This window comes from Acidovorax sp. 93, from assembly GCF_003633835.1.
Classification (GTDB): domain Bacteria; phylum Pseudomonadota; class Gammaproteobacteria; order Burkholderiales; family Burkholderiaceae_C; genus Acidovorax; species Acidovorax facilis.
On the sequence record NZ_RBIT01000001.1, the window covers coordinates 3,035,227 to 3,049,984 of the forward strand.

12 protein-coding genes are annotated in these 14,758 nt (G+C 62.6%); 2 read left to right on the forward strand and 10 right to left on the reverse strand.

What is annotated here, in order from left to right; translation table 11 throughout:
• Positions 1–339: 339 nt before the first annotated feature.
• Together lolD and C8C93_RS13820 are read right to left on the reverse strand one after the other, a co-directional pair.
• Positions 340–1,029 (reverse strand): lipoprotein-releasing ABC transporter ATP-binding protein LolD, encoded by a 690-nt coding sequence (gene lolD / locus C8C93_RS13815; protein ID WP_121507281.1) that lies wholly within the window; start codon positions 1,027–1,029, stop codon positions 340–342.
• Entirely contained in the window at positions 1,022–2,275 is a 1,254-nt protein-coding gene (locus tag C8C93_RS13820) for a lipoprotein-releasing ABC transporter permease subunit (protein ID WP_121422572.1), read from the reverse strand. Before C8C93_RS13820 ends, lolD begins: the two co-directional genes overlap by 8 nt.
• An 80-nt stretch (positions 2,276–2,355) precedes the next feature.
• On the opposite strand from C8C93_RS13820, the gene C8C93_RS13825 reads away from it, so the two are divergent.
• Complete coding sequence (locus C8C93_RS13825; RefSeq protein WP_121507282.1) at positions 2,356–3,312, forward strand: phosphoglycerate mutase; 957 nt, start codon at positions 2,356–2,358, stop codon at positions 3,310–3,312.
• Positions 3,309–5,024 (forward strand): single-stranded-DNA-specific exonuclease RecJ, encoded by a 1,716-nt coding sequence (recJ, locus tag C8C93_RS13830; protein WP_121507283.1) that lies wholly within the window; start codon positions 3,309–3,311, stop codon positions 5,022–5,024. Before C8C93_RS13825 ends, recJ begins: the two co-directional genes overlap by 4 nt.
• Before the next feature lie 249 nt (positions 5,025–5,273).
• Here recJ and C8C93_RS13835 read toward each other — a convergent pair whose 3' ends face one another.
• The 8 genes from C8C93_RS13835 to C8C93_RS13865 form a co-directional block, all read right to left on the reverse strand.
• The gene (locus tag C8C93_RS13835; RefSeq protein ID WP_121507284.1) at positions 5,274–6,188 is read right to left on the reverse strand and encodes an Mrr restriction system protein; all 915 of its coding nucleotides are present in this window, start codon (positions 6,186–6,188) and stop codon (positions 5,274–5,276) included.
• A 29-nt stretch (positions 6,189–6,217) separates the two neighbouring features.
• Complete coding sequence (locus C8C93_RS13840) at positions 6,218–8,923, reverse strand: DEAD/DEAH box helicase family protein (RefSeq protein ID WP_121507285.1); 2,706 nt, start codon at positions 8,921–8,923, stop codon at positions 6,218–6,220.
• A 32-nt stretch (positions 8,924–8,955) separates the two neighbouring features.
• Positions 8,956–9,576: a DNA methyltransferase gene (locus tag C8C93_RS25250; RefSeq protein ID WP_255424303.1), complete on the reverse strand. Its 621-nt coding sequence runs from the start codon at positions 9,574–9,576 to the stop codon at positions 8,956–8,958.
• Between the two features lie 12 nt (positions 9,577–9,588).
• The gene (locus C8C93_RS25255) at positions 9,589–10,590 is read right to left on the reverse strand and encodes a site-specific DNA-methyltransferase (RefSeq protein ID WP_199727028.1); all 1,002 of its coding nucleotides are present in this window, start codon (positions 10,588–10,590) and stop codon (positions 9,589–9,591) included.
• Positions 10,591–10,614: 24 nt separating this feature from the next.
• Complete coding sequence (locus C8C93_RS13850) at positions 10,615–11,988, reverse strand: type II toxin-antitoxin system HipA family toxin (RefSeq protein WP_121507286.1); 1,374 nt, start codon at positions 11,986–11,988, stop codon at positions 10,615–10,617.
• The gene (locus C8C93_RS13855; RefSeq protein ID WP_121507287.1) at positions 11,988–12,293 is read right to left on the reverse strand and encodes a helix-turn-helix domain-containing protein; all 306 of its coding nucleotides are present in this window, start codon (positions 12,291–12,293) and stop codon (positions 11,988–11,990) included. Before C8C93_RS13855 ends, C8C93_RS13850 begins: the two co-directional genes overlap by 1 nt.
• 105 nt (positions 12,294–12,398) lie before the next feature.
• Positions 12,399–12,629, reverse strand: coding sequence for a 4-oxalocrotonate tautomerase family protein (locus C8C93_RS13860; protein ID WP_121508798.1), 231 nt, complete (start codon positions 12,627–12,629; stop codon positions 12,399–12,401).
• A 142-nt stretch (positions 12,630–12,771) separates the two neighbouring features.
• Positions 12,772–14,580, reverse strand: coding sequence for a methyl-accepting chemotaxis protein (locus C8C93_RS13865; protein WP_121507288.1), 1,809 nt, complete (start codon positions 14,578–14,580; stop codon positions 12,772–12,774).
• Positions 14,581–14,758 lie beyond the last annotated feature (178 nt).

The following is a 14,758-nucleotide window of genomic DNA, read 5'->3' on the forward strand; positions in this document are numbered from 1 at the left end:
CGTGCTCTGACTCGCCGCAGTTGTGCGAACGGAGCGCCGCAGGCGCGCAGTGAGTTCTGCGGCGCACCCCGCAACCGCCCCGACGCAGGTTTGCCCCGTAGCGAAGCGCAGGGGTCGCAGACTGGGGGTCGCCTTTTCTTTGGTGACTTTCTTTTGGCGAAGCAAAAGAAAGTTACTCGCATGCCGGGCGACTCCCGGCCTCCACACTCAACCCAAGCATGCTGTCCCAACCAGCAAGAACAAGCTTCGACAAGCTCAGCCCGAACGGACAGGAGGGCACCACAAAACTACAAAAACAATAGCACCCCGCGCTCTCTAGACAAGCGCCAGGGTCCAAAATCACCCCAAAACCCCAGACACCAGCCGCAAGACGCGATCACACCGCGCCGCCAGCGACTCATCGTGCGTCACCATCACAAACGCCGTGCCTTGGTCGCGCGCCAGCTGCAGCATCAGGTCAAACACGCCGTCGGCGGTGCTGCGATCCAGGTTGCCCGTGGGCTCATCCGCCAGCACACACGCGGGCCGCGTCACCAAGGCACGCGCAATCGCCACACGCTGGCGCTCGCCGCCCGATAGCTCGGCGGGTCGGTGCATCAGACGCTCTTTCAAACCGACGGAGGTGAGCACCCGCTCAGCCTCGGCATGGCACTGCGCCAGCGGCAGACGACGGATGCGCAGCGGCATGGCCACGTTGTCCAGCGCGCTGAACTCGGGCAGCAGGTGGTGGAACTGGTAGATAAAACCCAGGTGCTGGTTGCGCAGCTGGCCCTGGCGCTCTGCTGACAGCGAAGACATCTCTTCGCCCTTGAGGCGCACGGTGCCTGCCGTGGGCGCATCCAGCCCGCCCAGCAAATGCAGCAGCGTGCTCTTGCCCGAGCCCGATGCGCCGACGATGGCCAGCGTTTCGCCCGCGCGGATCTGAAGATCCACGCCCTTGAGCACCGTCACATCAAGGCGGCCTTCGGTGAATCGCTTAGTGAGGCCCTTGGCCTCCAATACCACCACTCCAACTTTCTGATTACTCATAGCGCAGCGCCTCGGCGGGGTTCACACGGCTGGCGCGCCAGCTGGGGTACAGGGTGGCCACAAAAGCCAACACCAGCGAGATGATGCCGATGGGCATGATGTCGCTGCTCTGGGGTTCACTCGGCATCTTGCTGATGAGGTAGATGTCCTTGGGCAAGAAGCTCGCGTTGAGCGCCTTCTCGATGGCGGGCACGATCACATCGATGTTGAACGCGATGCCCAGGCCCAGCAGCAGGCCCACGGCCGTGCCGATCACGCCGACCATGGCGCCCTGCACCACAAAGATGCCCATGATGCTCTTGGGGCTGGCGCCCAGGGTGCGCAGGATGGCGATGTCGGCGCGCTTGTCGGTCACCGTCATCACCAGGGTCGATACGAGGTTGAACGCCGCCACCGCCACGATGAGGGTGAGGATGATGAACATCATGCGTTTTTCGAGCTGCACGGCCGCAAACCAGGTGCGGTTCTGCTGCGTCCAGTCGCGGATGAGCAACTGGCCGCTCAGACTGCCCGCCAGTTGCTGGGCCACCTCGCGCGCCTGGTGCAGGTCTTTAAGCTTCAGGCGCACGCCCGTGGGGCCTTCCAGGCGAAAGATGCGCTGCGCATCCTCGTGGTGCAGCAGCACCAGGGCCGAGTCGTATTCGTAGTGGCCCGAATCAAACGTGCCCGCCACGGTCATCTGTTTGAGGCGCGGCACCACGCCCGCCGGCGTGACCTGCCCTGCGGGCGCGATCAGGGTGACCACATCACCAGCGCGCACGCCCAGCATGCGGGCCAGCTCGCCCCCCAGCACAACGCGGAATTCGCCGGGCACCAGCAGATTCAATGTCTTTTCGTTGGTGGCGGCCAGGTCCGTCACGGCGCCTTCCAGCGCCGGGTCGATGCCGCGCACCAGCGCACCCTTCATGTCCTCGCCGCGCGCCAGCAGCGCCTGCGCGGCCACGAACGGTGCGGCGCCCACCACGTTGGGGTTTTGCTTCGCCTCGGCGAGCGTGCGCGCCGGGTCGGGCAACGCAGCGCCCTGGGGCGCAAAAATCTCGATGTGCGAGACCACGCTCAGCATGCGGTCGCGCACTTCTTTCTGAAAGCCGTTCATCACCGACAACACAATGATGAGCGCCGCCACCCCGAGCGCAATGCCCAGCATGGACACGCCCGAGATGAACGAGATGAAGCCATTGCGCCGCGTGGCGCGGCCCGCGCGCGTGTAGCGCCAGCCCAGGGCCAGTTCGTAGGGGATTTGCATGGATAAGGAAAGAAGGCACTGCAGAGTGCGGAATGCACGCCACAGGCCGGCCAGATTGTGGCATCCCGGACAATAGGCCCATGTCGGACACCAACCATTTGCTCATTCCCTACGCCGCCAGCGCAGCCACCGGATGCCAGCAAGCCCTGCAGGGCCTGGCCCTGCCCCACCTGGACCGGCTTCTGGCCCGGCTCAGCCCCCATCCCACCCACAGTGACAGCGGCGAGGAGACCAGCTTCTCCGCCCCCCACGAACGCGCCCTGGCGCGCGCGCTGGGACTGCCAGCGCAGGACGGGCGCATCCCCTGGGCCGCGTGGCACCGCCACCAGCAAGGCCAGTCACCCAACGGTGACGCCTGGGCGTTTGTCACGCCCTGCCAGTGGCAGGTCAGCACCGACCACGTCACGCTGCGCAACCCCGAGCACCTCGCGCTGGATGACGCCGCATCGCGCGCGCTGCTGGCCATCGTCTCGCCCTGGTTTGCCGAAGACGGCATCACCCTGCACTACGACCAGCCCACACGCTGGCTGGCCACCAGCCCCCTGTTTGCCGACCTGGCTACCGCCTCGCTGGAGCGCGTGCTGCAGCGCGACGTGCGCGCCTGGATGCCGGACGCAAAGGCGGCCCGGACCCTGCACCGTTTGCACAGCGAGATGCAGATGCTGCTCTACACCCACGCTTTCAACGACGAGCGCTCGGAGCGCGGGCTGCCGGTGATCAACTCGTTCTGGGTGCATGGCACCGGCCCAATACCCACCCCTGCCCCGTCTGCCCTCCCCACGCCGACGGTGCCCACCACCTTGCGCGATGCGGCACTGAACGAGGACTGGCGCGCCTGGGCCGCCGCGTGGACCGCATTGGACGCAGGCCCGGTGGCCGATCTGCTGCGCAAGTCCGAAGGCGGCGTGCCGGTGCAGCTGACCCTGTGCGGCGAGCGCAATACGCTGGCCTTCCACACCGCCCCCCGCACCCTGGCCCAGCGTTTTCAAAGCCTTTTCAGGCCCCAGCGCTTTACAGACATGTGCGATAAGCTATGAAAATAGTAGCAAGAGACATTCCCCCCCGTGCCGCCTGGGCGCTGGAACAGGCCGGTGTGCACCCGCTGCTGGCGCGCCTGTATGCCGCGCGCGGTGTGCGTGCCAAAGACGAGCTGGACGACGGCCTGGGCCGGTTGTTGCCCCCCTCGGGCCTCAAAGGCATTGACACCGCCGCGCGCCTGCTGGCCGACGCCATGGCGCAGAACAAGCGCCTCGTCATCGTGGCCGACTACGACTGCGACGGCGCCACGGCCTGCGCCGTGGGCGTGCGCGGGCTGCGGCTGCTGGGCGCGCAGAACGTGGATTACCTCGTGCCCGACCGCGTGACCGATGGCTACGGCCTCACTGCTTCCATCGCCCGCCGCGTAGCCGAACGCAGCGCCGACGTACTCATCACCGTGGACAACGGCATCGCCAGCGTGGACGGCGTGGCCGAGGCCAAGGCGCTGGGCCTCACGGTCGTCGTCACCGACCACCACCTGCCCGGCCCCGAGCTGCCCGCGGCCGATGCCATCGTCAACCCCAACCAGCCCGGCTGCACCTTCGAGAGCAAGTCCATGGCCGGTGTGGGCGTGATGTTCTACGTGCTGCTGGCGCTAAGGGCAGAGCTGCGGGCACGCGGGATATTCGATGCGGCCACCCAACCCAAGCTCGACCCGCTGCTCACCCTCGTGGCGCTGGGCACGGTAGCCGACGTGGTCAAGCTCGACGCCAACAACCGCCGCCTGGTCGCCCAGGGCCTGAAGCGCATCCGCGCAGGCCAGATGCCCGCCGGGGTAGCCGCGCTGTTCACCGCTGCCGGCCGCAAGGCGCCCGTGGCCACCACCTTCGACTTTGGCTTCGCCTTAGGACCGCGCATCAACGCCGCAGGGCGCCTGGCCGACATGACGCTGGGCATCGAATGCCTGCTCACCGACGAAGCAGGCCGCGCCGCCGAACTGGCGGGCACGCTCGACGGCATCAACCGCGAGCGCCGCGAGATCGAAGGCGGCATGCGCGACCAGGCCATGCTGATGGCCGAAAGCCTGTTCCAGGAAGACGAAGAACCGCCCCCGGCCATCAGCGTGTTCGACCCTGACTTTCACGAAGGCGTGGTGGGCATCGTGGCCAGCCGCATCAAGGACAAACTGCACCGCCCCACCTTTGTGTTCGCGGCCAGCAGCGCACCGGGCAAAGGCCACGAACTCAAGGGCTCCGGCCGCTCCATCCCCGGCTTTCACCTGCGCGATGCGCTCGACCTGGTGGCCAAGCGCCACCCGGGCGTGCTGCTCAAATTTGGCGGCCACGCCATGGCGGCGGGCTGCACGGTGGACGCAGACTCGTTCGACACCTTCGAGCAAGCCCTGGCCCAGGTCGCGCAGGAATGGCTCGACGCCGCCACCCTCACCCGCCGCATCGAGACCGACGGCCCCCTGGCCCCGGAATACTGCCGCGCCGACATGGTGGACACCCTGCACCACGAGGTGTGGGGCCAGGGCTTTGCGCCCCCCACCTTCAGCGAGGAAGTGCAGATCGTGAGCCAGCGCCTGGTGGGTGAGTCCAAGAACCACCTGTCGATCAAGCTCATGCACCAGGGCAACCCGGTGGACGCCATCTGGTTCGGCCACACCGAGCAGTTGCCCGCGCGCGTGCTGCTGGCCTTCCGCCTCGATGTGAACGAGTGGAAGGGCGAGCGCAAGGTGCAGTTTCTGGTGGAAGGGGCACAGCTGTAGGTCTGAGTCGCCGCCAAAATCAGGGGCCAAACCGCCTGATTGCGACCTGTCACAGATGCCTCCCCCCGTCCGTTCGGGCTGAGCCAGTCGAAGCCAGGCACTTTGCACGAACAGCCCCTTCGACAGACTCAAGGCCAACGACCTGCCTCCGGCCGTCACTTATCAAGCCAAATTGGCCTCTAGCGCTTGATAGTCAAGCGCAAGCAGCTACGCTTTCAGTAGCAAAAGCAGATGCTTGCTCAAACGCCCTCAGCCCTGCGGCGACAAAAACTGAATAGGCCGCAGCGGCAACCGCCGCCGCGCCTGGTCAGTCAGCTTGCCGTAGTGCTCCACCCACAGGTCAAACAAGGTATCAAGCCCAATCAGCGTGATGCGGCGCTTCTCCTGAGTGCGCGCCTCGGTAGCAGCATCCTTGGTAAAGCCGCCCGTGCACACAAACAGCCCCACATCGCTATCGCCCAGCAGCGCCATGAACGAGCGCAAGCCATCCACACTGACAGCCTCCTTTTGCCGCTTCACCTGCACCTTGATGCGCGGCGGCCGGGTGCCCAGCACATCCGGCTGGGCCAGGATGTCAATGCCGCCATCCTTGCCCGGCGGCGACACCCAGCTCACGTAATAGCCCATGGCCCGCAGCAGGTCGGCCACCAGCTCCTGAAACTCGTAGGGCGGCATGTTGCGCAGGTACTGCGCAATCTCAGCCCAGGCGTGCTCCTCGGCCTCTTCAAACGTAATGCTCACAGCCTTGGCGGTGTTGTCTTGCGCCAGCGGGTCGGGGTCAGCGGCAGTGCTGGGCGATGGCGCTGCGTCTGCATCAGGCTGCGCGGCCTTCCATTCGGCATACAGCTTGCAGGCGCGTCGGTAAAAAGCCTCCGGGTCCACCAGCTCGGCATAGGCCTTGCGGCCCTCATCGGTAATCGTCCAGATCCCCTTTTCTTTCACGAGCCAACCGGCCTTCACACAGTCCACGGTGGCAAACCGCACAATCTTGTCAAAGCGCCGCCCGCCAGATTCGTAGTTGTCTGCTTCGTAGGGGGTCAACGTCACGCGCTCCGCCAGTGCAGCCAAGGCCGCACTGGCCTGCAAGCCTTCAGGCGCGGCCATCAACAGCTTGAACAGCTCGCGCAACAGTTCGCCGGTACGGCGGCGGGTGATTTCAGCCATTCATTGTCTCCATGTAGCTCCCATCCATCTCAAAGCTGACCAATCTTCTTCAAGGCATCTGACAGCCGCTCTGCACCTTCGATAGGGTTGTTGTCGAACACCATCATGTATCGGTAGTCCCGACCAGCTTTGGCCTCCCAAAGTTTGCCCAGCTTGAGCTTCAACTCCGAGTCGCCGTTGTCGCGGTCATCACCTTTGGTTTCAAGCGCAACGATCTTGCCAGCCTTGGTCTTCACAATGAAGTCCGGGTAGTGATTAAGGAAGCCGTTGATGCGAAAGCCCTTGCCCCGCGACAGATTGCGGTGCCACCACTGCACGCTGTCAAGATTGGCGATGTCGTTGATTAATCGTCGTTCAAAGTCGCCCATGGCCGCCTCGGTCACGTACAAGCTCTTGGGTACGGCGCTTGAATTGGCGCTGGGCGTAATCGATTCGGGCAATTTGAACCCCGGCTGCAGCACGATGCGGTCAACATCCAGCAGGTCGGTGAACGCTTTCACTGCGTGAACATCGGCCAGCGCGGAAATCTTCTTTTTGATCTTGCGCACGTAGGCAACGTCGCGCTCGATGCAGTCGCGCATTTGCTCCGCGCTCATGCCAACCACAATGCGCCGGACGTACTCCTTCACTTCGGGGTCCGTAATGGGATACATGTTGCCGATCAACTCCGTGATGCGGCTCACCAGATTGGCAATCTGGCTTTCTTGCGGCAGGCTCAGCAGGTAAGCGGTAAACCGCGCGCGTTCATTCACCGCGAGCTTGAAGGCCTTGGGCGCATAGTTCTCTTCGCCCAACTGCTCCAAGTCCACGCGATACACCTCGGCCTCCACGTCATCAAAGGAAATCGTGGCATCGGCTTGCGACAACCGGAAATCCCTCAAAAGCTCTTCGCGCTCGAATGTTTGGTAGGGCTGGTCCGCATCAAAAAACCCCCCGTTTTGCACTTTGATAAAAAACTGTGGCAGCGCCAAATTCATGGCTTCATCGCGGAACAGTTCTTTCAGCCGGTGTCGATTCATCTTGTCTTCCAGCTCTTGCGTCACGCCCTCTTCCGCAGCCTGCGCCTTGGCCTCAAAAGCCTGGTTTTCCGCCTTGGCTTGCGCCTTGATTTGATCCACGAACGCCGTTGAGGGCGGGGCAGCCCCGCCTGTAGCCGCTACCGCAGGCGCGGCGTCTTCGTCACACTGGGCGGCAGCTTGCCAGTCTGGCGCCGGAGCGCTCGCATCCAACTCATCAATGGCATGACTTGGCATATCGGTGGCATGCGCATCAGGCAAGGCATCAAACAAACCCAGCGATGGCGCTGATGCACCGCCGCCTGGAGCCGAGGCCAGGCTTTCTTGCTCCACCGCGCGAAAGTCCTTGTCGGTAAAGCCCGCCCGGTTCAACCCTTTCACCACACTTTGCAAGGTGTCCATGAACCGATTGCTGGCCGTAAACACGTACGACAGGTTTAAAAGATCATGGCTGTGTTGCTGCACATGGGGCATGCGCAGCACGCGACCCAAAATCTGCTCCACGTCCACGGCAGACGTTTTGTCGGCCAGTGATGCCAGGATGTATGCGTTCGGGCAATCCCAACCTTCCTTGAGCGCGTTGACGGTGATGATGTAGCGCACCGGGCAATCCCGGCTCATCAAGTCGATGCCCTTGAGTTCATTAATGTCGGCCGTTTTGATCTTGATCTGCTCGGCAGGCACCTTCCACTGCACCAAGGTTTCACGAATTTTCTCGAACGTCGTGTTGTCATCGGCCGTACGAGGCTGCGCCTGGAACAGCACGATGGGCCGGATGTGCTTGCCGCCAGCAGCCTCTTCCTTCTGGGCCATAGCCTCCAGTTGCCCCCGCAAAATCAGCGCGGCCTCCATCACCTCAGTCTTGCTGCTGCGGTTGGCCACGATCACCGGCAACTTCACCATGTGCTGCTTTTTGAGCGCCAGCGCATCCACGAAGCTGATGATGTTGCTGTTGTTGCGCGGCGTGGCCGTCAGGTCCAGGATGAAGTCCGGGTTCAGGTTCTTCATCATCTCCACCGACAACTGGCTTTCTGCGTTGTGGCTCTCGTCCACCACCACCACAGGCCGCATGCGGCGAATCACATTGATCAAGGCCGATGGGTCATGCTCGGGCAAAAGCCAGTCACCACCGTCGCCCTGGTCGGGCAACAAGAACGAGGCCAGGTTGCCGTTCTCCTGGTAAATCTTGCGGTCTTCCTTGTTCTTGGCGCGCAGCGAATCAAAGCTCATCACCACAATCGACAGTTGTTCTTGGGCCGTGTCGTACGAGAACCCGGCACCCATCAGCAAGTCGCGCTTCTCGTACACCACCACCCGATGACGGAACAACTGGTCAAGCCGCCTGCGGTAAGGATGCTCGGGGCTGCTCAGCGCCTGCACGGTTTGGTCCAAGATGGTGAGTGATGGCACCAGCCACACCACCATCTTGGGGCGCCTGGGGCTTCGCTTAGTTAGCGCGGTAAACACCGTCTCCAACGCATTCACCGCAATAAAAGTCTTGCCCCCCGCCGTGGGCACCTTGGCGCAAATGTGCGGCACACCGGGCACCGTGTTTTTGTACGGCGCCATGCCTGCCTGCGCACCCGTGCTGCCCACGCGCACACCCCGGCTGGACCAATAGTCAGAAAAAGCCTGGGCCAGGTTGGGCGTGCGGTCCAGCACGTCCAGATAGTCGGCCAAATCAACCAGCACACGCGCTTGGTAATTTTTGAGTTCCATGATGTCGCTGCAATCCGTGGTGGTGTACTGGCTCAGAAGCGAGTGATGTCGCGCGGAATCTTCTTGAAGATGATTCCGTGCTTGGCCATGAAAGCCGCAGACAACAGGCAGCGGTCGGCATAAATGATGACCGTGCCCGGCTTGCTGGCACCCGTATCGGCACCAAAACGCAGCCCCGACAAAAACTCCATATCAAGACGGGTCGCCCTGTCGGGCTCGTAGTGGAAGATCCAGGCTGTTTCTCGGTTCAGCCCCAAAAGGTACGGGCTGTGCGGATTCTCCGCCGTGGTTTGATCGCCTGACGGAATGCCTTCGCTGTAGGCTACATAGGCGCGGATGGCATCAGTACCTACGGTCTCGTTGAGATTTTCGTCAGGCAGAAATATCGGCTCGCCGACGGTGTAGAAGTCGAAACCGCCGCCGAGACCCGCCTTTTCTTTGTCTCTGTCTCCGTAGCCAGCCATAACACGCCTGACCCTTTCGGCGGTCAATGTTTGAGCGTAGTCCATAGTTTCGCAAAGGATGAACCTTCGATGTCCACCATCGCTTCGGTTCAGTTTCAGCAGCGCATGAGCTGTTGAGCCTGATCCTGCAAATGAATCGAGTACCAAAGCATCTTTAGCAAAAGCCCCCATCTGCAGAAGATGGGTCAGTAGCTTGGTGGGCTATGGGTTATTGAAAACTTTAGGGCCGAGAATTGAATCAAGTTCTTGAGTTCCGTCTCGGTTCCGTCCGAAGTCTTTATCCACCAACAAACTTCGCGGAGTTACGCCCTCCGACGGTTCCCACGTACGCGTGTAGATGCGCCACTCATTTGTTTTCTTTTCTTTGATGAACTGGAGTTCCTCTCGGCGCTCCTTCACCGCTTTTTCAGACCATCGCCACGATGTCGTCGGATTTTTCGGATCCGGGTGAGGAGGCGAAACGAATGACCCGTCTGGACACTCGATAGGAAAATCCATCGATTCGCTATATGTGAGACTTGTTTTGTCCAGCCGCTCTAAATAGTAGCGACGACCGTTTTCAACCTTGTTGTATTTGGCAGTCATCGCCGGACTCTCATGCAACACTCGGCTGATCTTCGCGAATTGCTTGCGTTTCGCGTAGCACAGAACATATTCATGTTCAGTTGCAACGTGTTCGCTATCGTCTCCACCACCCGCTTTTCGCTTCCACACCAGTTTGGCCAGGAAGCTCTCAGCACCAAAAATTTCGTTTAGGAGCTGTTGCAGGTGGACAGCTTCGTTGTCATCTATTGACGCGAATATCACGCCGTCCTTCGCAAGGAGACGGTGAAGGAGTTTTACTCGCGGGTACATCATGCACAGCCACTTGTCATGCCGCGAAAGATCCTCCCCTTCCTTGCCCACAACCTTACCCAGCCACCGCTTGATCTTGGGATCATTGACCGCATCGTTGTAGACCCAGCCCTCGTTGCCGGTGTTGTAAGGCGGGTCAATGTAGATGCACTTCACCTTGCCCTCAAACTCTGGCAGCAGGCTCTTTAACGCTTCCAGGTTGTCGCCGTGAATGATGCGGTTATCGGTGCTGTTCGCTGGAGTGCCTTCAGGCGCGCGGAAGCTGGACACTTTGTTGAGCACCCGAAAAGGCACGTCGAGATGGTGGTTCACCACCTTGTCTTTACCGACCCATTGCAACGTTGGCATGTTGTTGTTTTCCTCTGATTCAAGTTAACGCTGGCCCAACAAGGGCGAACGTCCAATTTTTTCGTGTGGGCTCACCAGCTTGGGCGGTGCAGAAAACCCTGCAAACGCCTCCCCCGCCTGCCACTCACCCACCGCATACACCCGCGCATCGCGCAGGCCCTGCACGCCTTCAGCCCAGGCCATCAGCATGCGTTTGCCAATGTCTTCAAACCCGGGGTGCTGCGCCATGGCCTGGCGCACCTGGGGGGCCACGTCGGCCACGGCGTCGCTGATGGCTTGCACCATGTGCTGTTGCTCTTTGGGCTGGATGCCAAAGGTGGCGGCGATGAACTTTTGCAGGTTTTTGCCCGGCGCCCAAGTGCGTTTGCCCATGAAGTCGATGGCGGGCGGGTTGTGCTGAAAACCTGCATACACGCTGGTGGTGAGCATGTCGTAGGCGGGTGACAGGTGGGCGTTGGCCCGGCTGGTGTAGAGCAGGGCCAGGTTTTTGGCGTGGCAGTCGGCGTTGCGCAGGGCGTAGGTCAGCAGCAAGGTGGTGGCCAACTGGCGAAAGGTGGCCAGCCGCTGTGCGCCGGGCACGTGGTCGCGCACGGCTTTGGCGATGCGCTCCCAGGTGGTGTCGTATTTGGCGGCGGGGCGCAAGCCCAGCAGGCTGCAAAAGTCTTCCATGCCCCACAGCGGCTGGCCGTGCTCGTCCACATCAAAGCGGTGCACGACCAGGGCCTGGCCGTCGTCAGACACTTCGGTTGTGGCGGCGGACATAACGCGGCGGGCGACCTGCATGCACAGGTGTTCGTTCAGCGCGACAAAGGGCAGTTGGGCGCTGGAGCCTTTGATGATGTGGCGGCGGGTGGTGAGGCTGGCTTTGGGGTGGGGTCCGAGGGCGGGGTTGGGCGGGTGCAGGGCTTCGACAAGCTCTGCCTGAACGGTGGGGGGAGCGGTTTGCGCGTCCAGAAACTTGGGCACCACGCCCGATACGCCGCTGGTGGCGTGCTGGCGCACCAGCGCGGCAAAGGCGGCTTCGGAGTTGTCGCCTTTGAGCAGCGCGGCCACTTCGACGGGCTGGGCTGGTTCATCAAGCTGCGCGCCAGGCACGGCCACCTGTAGGCGGCCCACCATGTTGCGGCCGATGACGGACAGCAAAGCGATGGGGCTGGCACCGATGTGCGGGCCAAACTGTTCTTGCAGCACCTGTAGCAGGTAGCCTTCGGGCAGGTTCATTTGCAACACGGGCGGGAGTTGGTCGTCCCACACGTAGCTCTCCAGCCGCACGGGCATGGTGAGGGAGACGAAGTCGTCTGCCGCCACGTGCGGGTGGTAGGTGAGCACGCTTTTGAAGTCGCCGGACTGTTCCAGCGTTGCCACTTCGCGGCCCAGTACGTAAACAGACAACTGCATTAGCGGCGCGCCGTATTGGAAACACTTGGCGCATCGGCAGCGCGCCCGGCTGGAGATTGCGCACGCTCGCGACGCAGTTCGTCCAGGTTGCCTGCTTGGCCTTCCACCACGATGTCTAGCTCAGCCCCCAGCACGGCCAGCACAGCCAGCAGTTTGCGTGAGCCAAACTCTGCCGACCTGCCCCGCTCAAAGCGCGACAGGGATTCGGCGGTAACGCCCGCTTGAGCCGCGACGTCGCCCTGCTTAAGGCCTAGCAGTTTGCGACGTGTGGCGACGGCCTCACCGAGTTCTTGAAGGGTCTGCAATTGATATTTGCGTCAAAATTTCGTTAATACTAACAATTTTTGATGCAAAAATCAAAATACCGGCCCAATACTTTCCTTGCACCGAAGCGCAGACGCCTTACTTGCTCACACGACCAACTGCGTCGGCCCTTTGCGCCGCTTGCGGATTACCGTGACCGGCTCGCCGCCTTCACCCCAGTTCTCGGGGTCCACCTCATCGATGATGACGGTGACGCTCTCGGGCCGTTTGTCCAGTACCTGCTGCATGAGCTGGGTGACACCTGCGATCAATGCGGCCTTTTGCGCTGCGGTGGTGGGCAGGTCGCGCCGCGCCAGGCGAATGTTGACCAGGGGCATCGTCGAGTCCTTTCGGGTGTGAACAAAAACAAAATGCAGCATGCGCTGCCTTTGCAAGAGATGTAAAGGATTTCAAACCAAACTGGCCTCTAGCGCTTATCCAGAAAGCGCGAACAGCTATCAATTTTAAGAAACCACCTTGTCAGAAGCTTTCCCAGTCGTCATCCCCGCCTTGGGCTGCAGCCCGGGGCGCAGGTGCAGCGGGCGCGGCCGATGGGCCAGGGGTGGCAGCGGGGCGTGCAGCGGCGGGGGCCGGTGGTGCCAAGCGAGCGGCGGCGGCTGCCTTGGTAGGCTTGGTTGCCTTGGGTGCTGCGGGTTGGTTGCCGAGGGCGGTTCTGGCCGCTGGCGCTGGCCGGGGCGCCGCAGAAGGAGCCGGGCGGGGCGCTGCCGGTGCGCGAACCGCCATCGCGCCCACATTGAACACCGCCACCACCTCGGCCAGGCGCTGGGCCTGGTCGCGCATCGAGGCTGCAGCGGCGGTGGACTCCTCCACCAGCGCCGCGTTCTGTTGCGTCATCTGGTCGAGGTGCGTCACGGCCTGGTTGACCTGGGCAATCCCGTCGCGCTGCTCGGAGGACGATGCCGTGATTTCTCCAATCAGGTCGCTCACGCGCTGCACGCTGGCCACGATCTCGCCCATGGTCTGGCCCGCCTGGGCCACCTGGGCAGAGCCCGACTCGACGTTTTCTACCGAGGCACTGATCAGGTTCTTGATCTCCTTGGCGGCCTCAGCGCTGCGCCCAGCCAGGCTGCGCACTTCGCTGGCCACCACCGCAAAGCCCCGGCCCTGCTCGCCCGCGCGGGCGGCTTCCACAGCGGCGTTGAGCGCCAGGATGTTGGTCTGGAAGGCAATACCGTCGATCACACCGATGATGTCGCTGATCTTGCGGCTGCTGTCGGTGATCTGCTGCATGCTGGTGACCACCTGGCCCACCACTTCGCCGCCGCGCGCCGCCGCCTGGGCCGCCGTGCCCGCGAGCTGGTTGGCCTGGCGCGCGGTGTCGGCCGACTGGCTCACCGTGGCCGTAAGTTCTTCCATGCTGGCGGCGGTTTCTTCCAGGTTCGAGGCAGTCTGCTCGGTGCGGGCTGACAAGTCGTGGTTGCCGTTGGCGATCTGGATCGAGGCCGAAGAGACGGAATCCACACCCACCCGCACCTCGCTCACCACCCCCCGCAAGCGGGTGGACATGGCCGACAGGGACCTCAGCATGTGGCCGAACTCGTCCTTGCGGGTGGATTGCAGCTCGCGCGTGAGGTCGCCAGCGGCGATGGCGTCGATGGTTTCCACCGCCTCGTCCAATGGCACGGTGATGGAGCGCACCAGCTTCCAGGCCAGCAGCAGCACCACCACAACCAGCACGGCCGACACCACCAGGCCCTGGATGGCGTAGGCAACCCGCCGCTGTGTGGTCTCGGCCCGTATCTCCTCGCGGCGCTTTTGCAGTACAGCGACAAAGTCGTCCTGCGCCTTGAGGTAGCGCGCCACCATGGGGGTGAGTTCATTGTCGGCAAACTGCTGGGTGGCCACGCCATCGCCCGCGCCCTTGAGCTCCCAGGTCTTGGCGGTGGCGGCCAGCACCAGCTTGCGTTCGGCCAGCACCTTGTCGAGCGCCGCTTTTTCCTCGGGCGCCGTGGCACCGGCCACGATCCCCTCTTGAATCTTGTTGATGCCGCCAATGATTTCCTTGACCTTGGCGTCGTACTGCTGGGCCAGCACCGCGTCGGTGGTGACGGCTCCGCCCATCACCATGTTGACGGCGGTTTCGGTGGCCCCCCGCCAGCGTATGGCCGCCGAGATGCGCTCTTCGATCTCGACCACCTGGTCCATCGCCGCCGACATGGAGCTGTTGGCCCGGTACTGCTGGAAGCCGGAGATCAACAGCATGGCCAGCATCAGCAGGATGAATGCTCCCCACAGCTTGCGCGAAACGCGGATATTGTCGATTTGCATGGTTCTTTTTCCTCGTGGACCTGGAAATGTAAGTGTGCGGCCAACGCGCGGCACGCAACATCCGATTGCGTCAACAGCAGGCCACAAGCCTACGCCAGCCCAGGCACTGCCCTGCGCACTTTTTCCCGGGAAAAACCCGCACCCAGCGTGCTGAAGGTGACAGGACGGCCCACCCGGG

Excerpts from the sequence above, each read along its gene's own strand:
- lolD (WP_121507281.1), bottom strand. The coding sequence starts at position 1,029 with ATGAGTAATCAGAAAGTTGGAGTGGTGGTATTGGAGGCCAAGGGCCTC.
- C8C93_RS13820 (WP_121422572.1), bottom strand. The coding sequence starts at position 2,275 with ATGCAAATCCCCTACGAACTGGCCCTGGGCTGGCGCTACACGCGCGCG.
- C8C93_RS13825 (WP_121507282.1), top strand. The coding sequence starts at position 2,356 with ATGTCGGACACCAACCATTTGCTCATTCCCTACGCCGCCAGCGCAGCC.
- recJ (WP_121507283.1), top strand. The coding sequence starts at position 3,309 with ATGAAAATAGTAGCAAGAGACATTCCCCCCCGTGCCGCCTGGGCGCTG.
- C8C93_RS13835 (WP_121507284.1), bottom strand. The coding sequence starts at position 6,188 with ATGGCTGAAATCACCCGCCGCCGTACCGGCGAACTGTTGCGCGAGCTG.
- C8C93_RS13840 (WP_121507285.1), bottom strand. The coding sequence starts at position 8,923 with ATGGAACTCAAAAATTACCAAGCGCGTGTGCTGGTTGATTTGGCCGAC.
- C8C93_RS25255 (WP_199727028.1), bottom strand. The coding sequence starts at position 10,590 with ATGCCAACGTTGCAATGGGTCGGTAAAGACAAGGTGGTGAACCACCAT.
- C8C93_RS13850 (WP_121507286.1), bottom strand. The coding sequence starts at position 11,988 with ATGCAGTTGTCTGTTTACGTACTGGGCCGCGAAGTGGCAACGCTGGAA.
- C8C93_RS13860 (WP_121508798.1), bottom strand. The coding sequence starts at position 12,629 with ATGCCCCTGGTCAACATTCGCCTGGCGCGGCGCGACCTGCCCACCACC.
- C8C93_RS13865 (WP_121507288.1), bottom strand. The coding sequence starts at position 14,580 with ATGCAAATCGACAATATCCGCGTTTCGCGCAAGCTGTGGGGAGCATTC.